This window comes from Bacillus sp. CFBP9009, assembly GCF_036541465.1.
In the GTDB taxonomy this organism is placed as follows: domain Bacteria; phylum Bacillota; class Bacilli; order Bacillales; family DSM-1321; genus Peribacillus.
The window spans coordinates 30,787-42,276 of the sequence record NZ_JAZHFU010000004.1 but is presented as its reverse complement, the minus strand read 5'-3'; the positions used below and the strand labels follow the sequence as shown (position 1 = coordinate 42,276).

The window sequence follows — 11,490 nt, the reverse complement described above, 5'->3', positions numbered from 1 at the left end:
ATTATTAATAGTTATTTTTCTGATTATTATATTTGATAAGGAGGGTTTTTATTGAATTTTAAAAAGAAAGTTCTATCAGTTTCATTATCTAGTTTAATGACCTTAAGCGCAGTAACAGCTGTTGCGCTACCAGTCGGAGCGGTTGGAAATGGCCCCAGTGCTGGAAATGGACAAGTGACAACTTCAAATCTTCATACATATGAAAGCCTGGTAAGCTATCTTGAAACGCAGGATGCAAAACAAGAAAGGCTGGCACTGGAAGTAATCGGGGAAACGGTAAAAGGGAGGGATATTTACCTAGCGAAGTACATGTCAAATCCTAAGAATCCTACTATACTATTTTTAACTCAACAGCATGGAAATGAACAACTGACTACTGAGGGTGCACTCGAATTCATTAAACATCTAGGCACGAACAAGACTAAAGGAATTTTGGAAAATGTTAATATACTGATCATTCCCATGTTAAACGCAGATGGGGCCATGGGAGATGTTAATTTCCCTCTTGATGACTATTTAGCAAAAGGTGATCGGCATCTAACACGGGCAAATGCAAATGGGATCGACTTAAACCGTGAGCATGATAAAAAAACTGATTCCATGCAAGTAGAGGTAAAGGCTTTACACGAAAATGTATTTGCGAAATACGATATAGATTACATGATAGATTTACATCATCAAGGGACGCTAAGTGAAACAGACGGTGAACTTGTTTCAGGTTCAATTCTTTATCCTACAAACGCAAAAGTAAAGCCTGAAGTGTTAGAAGCGTCAAAAAAACTGGGTGCTGTTGTATATAACTCCATTGAACCAACTGGTTGGGGGCATATTGGTAGGTATGATGGCGGTTCTGGAGAAAATATAGGCCGTAATGGTGCAGCCGTTCGTTATGATATTGCTACACTGCTCTTTGAGATGCGAGGTATGTCGGACCACAATGTCGAGTCAGTAGCGCTTGGACAAAAAAGTAATGGCTATCTAATAAAGCAAACGGTAACCACTTTGGATGCAGCTGTCAGAGCTATTGCCGATGATTCAATTGAAACTGCTGATGCAAGCTTTTGGGACACCCTGCCAACACAATACAATCGTCCCGGGATAGAATCGGACGAATAAAATGAAGACACATTCCATTCTTTCAGATGGGATGTGTTTTTTTATTTTCCTACACCGATAGTAGCTTGAATTGGTTCATCAGACTATATAAATGATTTATAGTGGAAATAGCAGGACAAGATAAAAGATTACATAGAAAAAAGGCATCTGCTTTCACTAAAAGCAGATGCCTTTTGAACGATTACAGTTTGGACCTGATTTGTCCCTACATTAATAGTGGGTGTTTGCTCCTATAAGCTTTTTTCGGTTGAATTCTCCTTTTTTTGTTCTTCTTTTAGTTGTAAGGCTACTAAACTGGCAAAGTCATGAATGATGGTGGCTGCCAATAGTGATGTAATTTGTGTTGGATCATACGGCGGGAGGACTTCCACCAGGTCGAACCCAATAAAGTTGAATCCTTGCAGAGAGCGTATCATCTCTAGGGTTTCAAAGCTATTTAGACCGCCGACCTCCAAGGTGCCAGTTCCAGGAGCGCAGGATGGATCAACAAAATCAATATCAAAGGTCAAGAAACATGGTGTATCCCCAATGGTTTTCTTGACTTCCTTCACGACATCTTCGATTCCTCTCTTCTTCAACTCGGGCGTTGTTATCACATTGTAGCCTAGATCTGTACTGGAATCTAAATCTCCTGGATGATTGAGCGTACCTCTGATGCCAATCTGGAAAACTTTATCCGTTTGGAGCAAACCTTCCTCATATGCACGGATAAACGGCGAACCATGCCAGTATTTTTCTTCATAATAAGTATCCCAGGTATCTGTATGTGAATCAAAATGAAGAAGTGCAACAGGACCGTGTATTTTTGCGGCTGCTCTTAGATTAGCCAATGTTACTGAATGATCTCCTCCGATTCCTATTGGAATGATCCCGTTTTTCATCAAGTCTGACATAGCCTTTTCAATTAACTCATAGCTTCGATGTATATTATGGGGAATGACCGAAACATCCCCAATATCAATTGCATTACATTCGTCAAACGGAAATACCTTGTGAATGGGATGATAAGGAAACAACGTCATGGATGCTTGGCGGACTGCCTGTGGAGCAAACCGGGCTCCTACCCTGAATGAAGCAGCTGTATCAAAAGGCATACCTACCACTGCCAATTTGGCATTTTCTCTTGTAGAAGGTAAGCGCATAAATGACCCTGTGGTACAAAACTCTGGTTTAACATCAGGTGATAAAGGATATTTCATTTTTCTATTCCTCCATTTTCTTATAACTTAATAGTTTTGAAACTCATTTTGAAACTCAAATAATTGAATTCCTATAGATGATTAATCATGCAATAATCATGCCAAGTCACGGTAAGTGATTTAATGAGGGGTTTTACCAGATAACATTGGCTTTGTGTATGCAAAGGCGAATAATTTATGGGAAATTGAATCGCCGATGGAAGAGATGCTGAAAGATTCATTTCTATAAATCAATCATTTGCCGGTAAGAATACAGGAATTAAGTAGCAATTTAGGCGTTTTTCGTTTGTCAAAGTAAACCGAAATCATGTGGCACATAAATTGCATTAAGGTATACATGTAAAACTTTTATAAAAGAGGGAGGCATGAGATTAATCTAGTAAAGAAATTGAACCAACAAGTTTGAAAGCGGTTTCAAGGGGGAATGATAGGTGGAAAATGAGGTTACATTGAAAAGATCACTGAAATTATGGCAAATCGTTATGATGGGGTTAGCATATATGACCCCCATGGTCGTATTTGATACATTCGGCATTGTATCTGGGATTACGGGAGGCCATGTGCCGACTGCCTATATCGTTGCATTGGTGGGGATGCTTTTTACAGCTGCCAGCTATGGAAAACTTGTAAAGGTTTTTCCTGCTGCAGGTTCTGCCTACACTTATACGCAAAAGGCCATAAACCCGCATTTAGGGTTCCTGGTAGGATGGTCTTCGTTGTTAGACTATTTGTTTTTACCTATGGTCAATGCATTGTTAACCAAAATTTATCTGACAGCATTATTTCCAGGAGTTCCTACATGGATTTGGGTAGTAGTGTTCGTAGCAATCGTCACCATTCTCAATCTCAGGAGCGTCAATGTACTTGCTAACTTTAATGCGCTTTTTGTTTTAATTCAGATTGCCATCATGGCAGTGTTCATCATTCTTGTTGTCAAAGGTTTGAATAATGGAGAAGGTACAGGAGAAGTGTTTACAATAATGCCTTTTGTAAAAGAAGGAATGGACTTCTCGGCCATAATAACCGGGGCCACGATCCTTTGTTTTTCCTTTTTGGGATTTGATGCAGTAACGACACTATCTGAGGAAACGCCGGATCCGAAAAAAACGATTCCAAAAGCGATATTTTTAACTGCACTTTGGGGTGGAATCATCTTCATTACCGCATCTTTCTTTATTCAGCTCTTTTTTCCGGATATATCCCGTTTTAAGGAACCGGATGCTGCATTACCGGAAATCGCCCTTTATGTAGGCGGGAAGCTATTTCAATCCATTTTTCTTTGTACCACTTTCGTCAATACGCTAGCCTCGGGATTAGCATCGCATGCCAGCGTTTCCCGTCTTTTGTATGTTATGGGACGTGATAAAGTGTTTCCGGAAAAATGGATTGGGTTTATTCACCCTAAGTGGAAGACTCCAGCCATTAATGTACTCATAGTCGGAGTCATTTCATTGTCGGCTTTATTCTTTGATTTAGTGACAGCAACGTCACTGATCAACTTTGGTGCATTAATGGCATTTACCTTTGTAAATCTGTCAGTGATCAGCCATTTTATCATTCGGGAAAAGAAGCATCGAACGATAAAGGGGTGTATTCAATACTTAATTATGCCTTTAATTGGTGCTATAGCGATTGGCATTCTTTGGATCAACCTTGAGACAAGTTCCCTAATAATGGGGACAAGCTGGTTCATTATTGGTTTTTGTTATCTATTATATATCACAAAGGCATTCCGGAAGGCTCCGCCCCAATACCAAGTTGAAGAAATTCAGCTATGAGATTTTCCAAGAAAAAACGCATCCGATTAGGATGCGTTTTTTTATGTATTTAATAATTACTGTTTATATATGCAAATCTGAATTGCTTATGAATTAATACATATTTCCTGATGGTTGCATGATGATGTTGATGATTGGGAAATGGCGGTATATTGCTATCCACATAATATCCTCAAAGCTGGCACGAAAGTTGCTTAATAAGTTATAAGAATATAAGTGAGGTGCTAAAATGACAGAGAAAATTAAGGTAATAGAAAAACGTCAATTGGATAATCCATTGCAAGAATTCCAGGATATCTTAAAAGAAGCGATTCATGTTTTGAACTATCCAGATCAGGTTTTTGATTTTCTAAAAGCGCCTATGCGTTTTCTGGAAGTCTGTATTCCTATTCAAATGGATAATGGGGAGACAAGGATGTTTCAAGGGTATCGGGCTCAACATAATGATGCAGCCGGTCCAACTAAAGGGGGGATTCGGTTTCACCCGGATGTCACTCCCGAAGAAGTTAAGGCATTGGCCGGGTGGATGAGCTTGAAATGCGGAATAACCGATCTTCCATATGGAGGGGCGAAAGGCGGCATTGTGTGTGATCCCAGACAGATGAGTTCATCTGAGCTTGAACGATTAAGCAGAGGGTATGTCAGGGCAGTAAGTCAAATAGTGGGACCTACAAAAGATATCCCGGCACCTGATATGTATACGAATTCACAAATCATGGCCTGGATGCTGGATGAATACGATCACATCAGGGAATTCGATTCACCCGGCTTCATTACAGGAAAGCCTCTGAGATTAGGGGGATCGAAGGGCAGGGAAAAGGCCACTTCCAAAGGAGTATTATACACACTTCAAATGATATGTGATTTAAAGGGGATTCCTATTGAAGGCATGCGGGTAATCATTCAGGGATTCGGGAATGTTGGCAGTCATTTGGCCATGTATTTACATGAAATGGGGGCTAAGGTTGTCGGAATAGCGGATGAGCTTGGAGGTTTATATGATCCGAATGGCTTGGACATTCCTTACCTTTTGGAGAACAGGGACTCGTTTGGGGTCGTTTCGAACTTATACAAAGATTCGTTATCCAATCAAGAATTATTGGAAAAAGAGTGTGATGTGCTGATTCCCGCAGCCATCAGCGGAGTGGTGAATAAAGATAATGCAACACGATTAAAATGTGAAATCCTGATTGAAGCAGCAAATGGTCCGACCACAAAGGAAGCAATCAAGATTCTTGATGATAAAGGTATAGTGCTAGTCCCGGATATTTTGGCGAATTCAGGAGGGGTGATAGTCTCGTATTTTGAATGGTGCCAGAACAACCAAGGTTATTACTGGACGGAAGAGCTTGTGGATGAACGATTGAAGGAAAAGATAACGGCCAGCTTTTTGAATGTCTACCATACTTCACAAAAATATTCCGTGAACATGAAAGTGGCGGCTTACATTGAAGGGATTCGCAAAATAGCTGAAGCATCCCAGCTACGAGGTTGGGTCAGGTTCTGAACGAATTAGGGCTTACAAGAAAGGAGGCAATCCGTTGAATTTTGATATTCTTTCCGAAAATAAAGAAAACCAGGCTATTCATCATTATTGCTTATTGTCACAAGATTATAGATATGATGTGACCATTGTATATTCGGGCCAGTTTTTCGGTAAAGCAATGGTGACTTCCATGCAAAGCGGAAGAATGATCCTGCTTTGTGCCAATGATATTAATTTAGATCAGTACTGGGCCCCGACCCTGGGCATTGAACAAGAAGATATACCTGAGTTCCAAAACTTTCTCAAGTTAGTGTTACAAACTCCATTTCATTTTGAAGAATACTGAAGGAAGGAATGATGTAAATGTACGTTGATGTGATTCTAAGCCCTTGTGATGGCAGGATTGAAAAAATTTCAATATCCAAAAATTCCAGATTTTACGAATGGGAACAATTATTTCAGATTAAGAAGGCAGATGGATGTGTGGAAATCATTGATATTGGTGTCAGCGGAAAGATAGAATCATTGGAGGTATTGGAGGGCGAACCTGTGGTGGCCGGCGAGGTCCTCGCCTATTTCAGGGAAGATTTATTCGTGACCGGCAGCGATTAATATAAAAACGAAAAGAAGATGAAATGATTCATCTTCTTTTTCGGCTTATCCGATAATCCACCACTGCTCGCTTATTCATGGTCCCCTATACCCCAATTTTGCAGAAACCCGATTGCCAGTTTCCATCACATTCTTAATGAGGAAATCAAGTCTTTCTTCTGTCAGGTTAAAGCTGACAAAACCTATGCTCACCGCACCGTGAACTTCCCCAAAATGGTTCAATATCGGCACGGCAACAGAACATGTTCCCTCTGTTCTTTCACTGTGACTGATTCCATGTCCCTTCATTTTAGTCTCTTGCAATATATCCCAAAAATCTGCTCTTTCTTGAGTTGGCAGAAGAGCATCTACAATTTTTTTCGCTTGTTTATATGGCATATAGGCGAGCATCGCTTTATTGGCGGCCCCAATATGCAAAGGAACTCGTGAGCCAAGCTGGTCATAAACCCGGATTTGGCTTTTTTCACTGTCGATTCGTTCGATAACGAGTGATTCCATTCCGATTGGCTGGCTAAGATAGACGCTTTCCTCCACTTTGTTCATCAGTCTTTCCAGTTCAGGCCTTATTTGGCTGATGTAATCCATTTTGTCATACATACGTAAACCGTATTCGAGCCAAATATTACCCAAACCATATTGTTTGGAGTGCCCGTCCTGTTGGATTAATCCATGCGAGGACATCGCTTTTAACAAACGATGCATGGAGCTGACAGGAAGATCACACTCTTGAGAAAGTTCTGTAATTGACAGCCAGTTTTCCGATGAATTGGAAACCAGCACCTTTATAACGTTCATGGCACGGTCGATCGATTGCATAAACAAACCACCTATCTTTCATTCCAAGTTGTATATAACGCTGATTTATTTGAATATTTAAAACATATTGACATTATACCAAAACTAATTTTATAATAAAAGAAAAATTCCTGTTGGCGGAAATGTTTTCCGCTATGCGGAAAAGGAGGGGGAGGCAGTGACATATTGTTCGTCCATGTACAAACCATTGGAACGTGTCATTGTAAAACATCCGAAAGAAGCTTTTATTAGTCAAGAGCATTTAAGCCAAGCATGGCGGAACTTCAACTTTGCGGAAGAGCCAGATTTCAACGAAGCGCTAACAGAGTATGGTGACTTTATTTCCATTTTGGAGAAATATGTTCCAAACATCGATTATTTGCCAGCATCTTCGGTAGTCGGGATTGACTCCTTATATGCGCATGACCCGGTCAAATTCACAAGCCAAGGGGCCATTATTTTAAAGTCAGGGAAAGAATTGAGGCAGCCTGAAGCTAATGTATACAAGGAATTTTGCAAGGAAAAGAACATACCGATTATTGGGTATTTAACGGGTGATGCGGTCGCGGATGGCGGTGATATCATTTGGCTTGATGATAAAACCCTGGTTGTCGGACATGGTTATCGTACAAACGCAGAAGCCATTCGGCAATTAAAGGAAATGACCGCATCTTGTGGATGATTTCATCGTAGTTCAGCTGCCGCATGATCAAGGAGAGGGAGAGTGTCTCCATCTTATGTCTTTCATCAGCCTAGTCGACCATGATTTAGCCGTAGTTCATTCCCGCCTTATGCCTGTCTTTTTCAGAAAACTGCTTATTGAACGAGGCATTCAGCTTATCGAAGTGCCGGTTGATGAGTACTTGAACTTGGGCTGTAATGTGCTTGCCATCGCTCCGCGGGTTTGCGTGATATCTTCTGGTAACGCTTACACGAAGCAAAAGCTTCTTGATGCCGGAGCAACGGTTTATGAATACAAAGGAACTGAAATCAGTTACAAAGGCACTGGCGGTCCAACTTGTTTAACCTGCCCGGTGGTGCGTACAAAGGGGGATTGATAATTGTAAAAACACCAGGAAAAAGGTATGTAAATGGATTAACGGCATCCGACCTTTGCACACCTGATTATGAAAAAGTAATGAAACAGATGCGTCTTACGTGGAAGCTTCGTTCCGAAGGGATATGAAGAGACGGCCCGTCAATTGAATGAAGCTGGATATAAAACGATTGAGCTGCAAATGTCGGAGTTACAAAATCAGGACGGTGGATTGAGCTGTTTGTCACTGCGGTTTTATATATCGGGAATTTCCGTTAAGTGTTTCTTCCTGCTATTACTCTAATATTTGATGAAAATCGGAAAGGGGATTACAATGAGTCAATTACTATGGGGTACTCCAGAAACGCTCCGTGCTTTGTTATGTGAACTTGTTAGCTGGGAAAGCCGTACTCTTACATTGGGGGAACGGACGTTTCCTTATAAGGTTCAAGAGAAATTGAGGGAGCTTGAATATTTTAAAAGGAATCCGGCGTACTTATCGCTTCACGAGGCTGATTTAGGGAGGAATTTTGTCAATGCCTTTTATAAACATTCCGATAGCAAGGAGACCGTTGTATTAATCAGCCATTTTGATACGGTTCATACTGAAGAATACGGTGATCTTGAGACTCTTGCTTTTCAGCCGGAGGAGCTCACAAAAAAACTTCATGACCGAAAAGATGATCTACCGGAAGAAGCGCGCATTGATCTTGAATCAGGAAAGTACTTGTTTGGTAGAGGAACAATGGATATGAAAATGGGGCTTGCCCTTCATATGGCTATCATCGAAAAGGCAAGCATTGAAAAATGGCCGATCAATCTCCTGCTGTTAACCGTTCCTGATGAGGAAGTGAATTCTGCGGGAATGAGGGCTGCAGTTAAAGAACTTGTGTCTTTACGTGATAAATATGACCTTTACTATAAAATGTTTTTTAATAGTGAACCTTCCTTTTCACAGAAGCCGGGCGATAATAGCCATTATATTTATTCCGGAACTTTGGGGAAAATCATGCCCGCTGCCCTTTTTTATGGGAAAGAAACTCATGTGGGTGAGCCATTAAAGGGCATAACGGCTAACTATATAGCCTCATTCCTCACGCAGCTCATGGAGTGGAACACTCTTTTTCAGGAAAGTGATCTTGGCGAGGAAACACCTTTACCAGTATCGCTTCAGCAAAAAGATCTGAAACTACAATATTCAACACAGACACCTTATCGTGCAGCAGCGCTTTATAATGTGTTCATTATGAAAAGGACAGCTGCAGAAATAATGGATTTATTCGAGCAGGTTGCAAACGAAGCAGCGATAAAATGCAATGAATCTTATAAAGCTCTTTGTCTGCGTGAACAAATTGAAGGTATAGGTGAAGTACAAGTATTGCGCTACGAAAAGTTACTTTCATATGCCGAGGGCAAATTTGGCGGCAGTTTTGTTGAGCAAATAAAGAGTGAAGTTAAAGGAATCATGGATTTGGATGAGCGGGAAAAATCATTTAGGATCGCTGAAAAATTGATGATACAATGTCAGGAGCTTTCACCCGCCATTGTATTGCTGTTCGCACCGCCATATTATCCAGCCGTCAATACGTCCGATGATCCGCTTATCATGGAATCTGTGAAATTAATGAAGGAAACTGCCAGCATGCTTGATGAAGAAGTCAGCCAAATTCATTATTTTAATGGCATTTGCGATTTAAGCTATGTTCAATATTCTGATGAGTCTGATGGCTGGACGGCTTTTGAAAAAAATACACCGGTCTGGGGCGATACTTACAGCATTCCTTTTGCTGATATGCAAAAACTTCAGGCACCCGTACTTAATGTGGGTCCATTCGGCAAGGATGCACACCAGCGTACTGAGCGCCTTCACATCGATAGTGCCTTCGTCCATACGCCCGTTATGCTGGAGAAGTTAGTAAAGAGTATGTTTAAGTGTTTGGTTGAGAAGTGATGGTCCGACAGGAAAACTGGATTAATAGTATTAAACTTTAACTGGGGGTATTTATATGAATGACCTGCCTAATGGTCAAATCACTTCCGAGCCGCTTAATCAGAATAATAAGCCACTTAACCAACTAACGGAGTTACCGGAAAAAGGGATTAATCCTTTTGTCTTAATGTTTATCGTAATTGTAATAGTGACGGTTTTAACCTATATCTTACCTGCAGGCCAATATGAAAGAATTGAAAAGGATGGCCGAAGTGTAGTCAATCCCACTTCCTTTGAATTCGTAGAATCAACACCAGTGGGATTATTGGAAATGTTCAGCAGTATTCACGCAGGGATGATTGAAGGAGCATCAATTATCTTGTTCGTCTTTTTGTTTGGCGGAGCATTGGGAATCATGCAGGCAACAGGAGCACTGGATTCTTTCATTAAGTTTGTGGCTGTCCGATTCGGAACAAAAGAGAAATTGCTTATTCCGCTGATGGTATTGATCTTCGCTTCATTAGGGACACTGATCGGATCTGCTGAAGATGCATTAGTTTATATCGCGATCATTGTTCCGATGACGATTGCATTAGGCTTTGATGCACTTACGGGTTTTGCGATCGTCATGCTTGGGACATTGGCGACTGGATTCATTTCGGGCATTACGAACCCTTTTAATGTAGGAGTTGCCCAAAGCATTGCAGAACTGCCTATGTATTCGGGAATGGGATTGCGAATCGCTCTTCTTGCAGTGTTTTATGTCGTTACAGTATTGTACATCTATTTCCATGCAATGAAGGTTAAAAGAAACCCTGAACTGGGGGAGTATGGGAAATTCAGGCGTGAAGATCATGCACATTTTGATAAAAACTTTAGGATAAGTAAGAGACATAGCGCCGCTTTAATTATTTTATTGGTGAATTTTATCCTATTAGTATATGGAGTTATTAAATTAGGATGGTATATAAGTGAAATTGGCGGCTTGTTTTTATTAAGCGGGATCATTATGGGCATAATTGGAGGCTTAACTCCATCCAAAATGGCTAATGGTTTTATTTCAGGAGCAGGCGATATGGTTTCTGGGGCATTGATAATAGGAGTTGCGCAGACAATCCTAGTCATCATTACAAGTGGCGGATTGCTGGATACCATTTTATATTATGCTGCAGGATTGGTTGAACAACTTCCTCCCGCCATAAATGCAATCGGAATGTTCATTGTCCAATTATTTCTTAACTTCATTGTTCCATCCGGAAGTGGGCAAGCTGCATTGACGATGCCGATCATGGCTCCATTAGCGGATTTAATGGGTGTGACAAGACAAACAGCAGTATTAGCTTTCCAATTAGGGGATGGGATTTCGAATATGATATTTCCGACTTCTGGAGTGCTATTGGCTGGATTGGCAGTGGCAGGCATATCATTTACGAATTGGGTAAAATGGGTGTTTCCATATCTTCTGATTCAGTTTGCGATAGCGATTATCTTTTTGATCATTGCTCAAAGCATACAGTATGGCCCTTTTTAAAGATCTG

The 11,490-nt window shown here is 40.8% G+C and carries 10 protein-coding genes and 1 pseudogene; 9 read left to right on the top strand and 2 right to left on the bottom strand.

Going from position 1 to position 11,490, the window contains the following annotated elements; genetic code table 11:
• Positions 1-51: 51 nt before the first annotated feature.
• Positions 52-1,116 carry a M14 family zinc carboxypeptidase gene (locus V3595_RS13250; protein ID WP_485907644.1) on the top strand — a complete coding sequence of 355 codons (1,065 nt, stop codon included), beginning with the start codon at positions 52-54 and terminating at the stop codon, positions 1,114-1,116.
• 230 nt (positions 1,117-1,346) lie between these two features.
• Here V3595_RS13250 and speB read toward each other — a convergent pair whose 3' ends face one another.
• Positions 1,347-2,315 (bottom strand): agmatinase, encoded by a 969-nt coding sequence (speB, locus tag V3595_RS13245; RefSeq protein ID WP_137019968.1) that lies wholly within the window; start codon positions 2,313-2,315, stop codon positions 1,347-1,349.
• A gap of 431 nt (positions 2,316-2,746) precedes the next feature.
• On the opposite strand from speB, the gene V3595_RS13240 reads away from it, so the two are divergent.
• The 4 genes from V3595_RS13240 (at position 2,747) to V3595_RS13225 (ending at position 6,191) form a co-directional block, all read left to right on the top strand.
• Positions 2,747-4,093 (top strand): APC family permease, encoded by a 1,347-nt coding sequence (locus tag V3595_RS13240; protein WP_284702825.1) that lies wholly within the window; start codon positions 2,747-2,749, stop codon positions 4,091-4,093.
• Positions 4,094-4,322: 229 nt separating this feature from the next.
• Positions 4,323-5,600 carry a Glu/Leu/Phe/Val family dehydrogenase gene (locus tag V3595_RS13235; protein ID WP_137023103.1) on the top strand — a complete coding sequence of 426 codons (1,278 nt, stop codon included), beginning with the start codon at positions 4,323-4,325 and terminating at the stop codon, positions 5,598-5,600.
• A 34-nt stretch (positions 5,601-5,634) separates the two neighbouring features.
• The gene (locus V3595_RS13230; protein WP_137019970.1) at positions 5,635-5,925 is read left to right on the top strand and encodes an SAV0927 family protein; all 291 of its coding nucleotides are present in this window, start codon (positions 5,635-5,637) and stop codon (positions 5,923-5,925) included.
• Between the two features lie 17 nt (positions 5,926-5,942).
• A complete protein-coding gene (locus V3595_RS13225; RefSeq protein ID WP_137019971.1) occupies positions 5,943-6,191 on the top strand; it encodes a biotin/lipoyl attachment domain-containing protein in 249 nt (82 codons plus the stop codon).
• Between the two features lie 75 nt (positions 6,192-6,266).
• Here the strand turns inward: V3595_RS13225 and V3595_RS13220 are convergent, their stop codons facing one another.
• Positions 6,267-7,007, bottom strand: coding sequence for an IclR family transcriptional regulator (locus V3595_RS13220; RefSeq protein WP_485907642.1), 741 nt, complete (start codon positions 7,005-7,007; stop codon positions 6,267-6,269).
• A gap of 175 nt (positions 7,008-7,182) precedes the next feature.
• On the opposite strand from V3595_RS13220, the pseudogene V3595_RS13215 reads away from it, so the two are divergent.
• From V3595_RS13215 to V3595_RS13200, 4 genes and pseudogenes are all read left to right on the top strand, one after another.
• Positions 7,183-8,044, top strand: a pseudogene (locus V3595_RS13215) (dimethylarginine dimethylaminohydrolase family protein).
• Entirely contained in the window at positions 8,041-8,172 is a 132-nt protein-coding gene (locus V3595_RS13210) for a hypothetical protein (protein WP_485907641.1), read from the top strand. Before V3595_RS13215 ends, V3595_RS13210 begins: the two are co-directional and overlap by 4 nt.
• A 184-nt stretch (positions 8,173-8,356) precedes the next feature.
• Complete coding sequence (locus tag V3595_RS13205; protein ID WP_485907639.1) at positions 8,357-9,973, top strand: M20/M25/M40 family metallo-hydrolase; 1,617 nt, start codon at positions 8,357-8,359, stop codon at positions 9,971-9,973.
• 166 nt (positions 9,974-10,139) lie between these two features.
• Positions 10,140-11,483 carry a YfcC family protein gene (locus V3595_RS13200; protein ID WP_485907962.1) on the top strand — a complete coding sequence of 448 codons (1,344 nt, stop codon included), beginning with the start codon at positions 10,140-10,142 and terminating at the stop codon, positions 11,481-11,483.
• The last annotated feature ends 7 nt before the right edge of the window (positions 11,484-11,490 follow it).

Coding starts and splice junctions, on each gene's coding strand:
- V3595_RS13220 (WP_485907642.1), bottom strand. CDS start 7,007: ATGCAATCGATCGACCGTGCCATGAACGTTATAAAGGTGCTGGTTTCC.
- V3595_RS13235 (WP_137023103.1), top strand. CDS start 4,323: ATGACAGAGAAAATTAAGGTAATAGAAAAACGTCAATTGGATAATCCA.
- V3595_RS13200 (WP_485907962.1), top strand. CDS start 10,140: ATGTTTATCGTAATTGTAATAGTGACGGTTTTAACCTATATCTTACCT.
- V3595_RS13205 (WP_485907639.1), top strand. CDS start 8,357: ATGAGTCAATTACTATGGGGTACTCCAGAAACGCTCCGTGCTTTGTTA.
- speB (WP_137019968.1), bottom strand. CDS start 2,315: ATGAAATATCCTTTATCACCTGATGTTAAACCAGAGTTTTGTACCACA.
- V3595_RS13225 (WP_137019971.1), top strand. CDS start 5,943: ATGTACGTTGATGTGATTCTAAGCCCTTGTGATGGCAGGATTGAAAAA.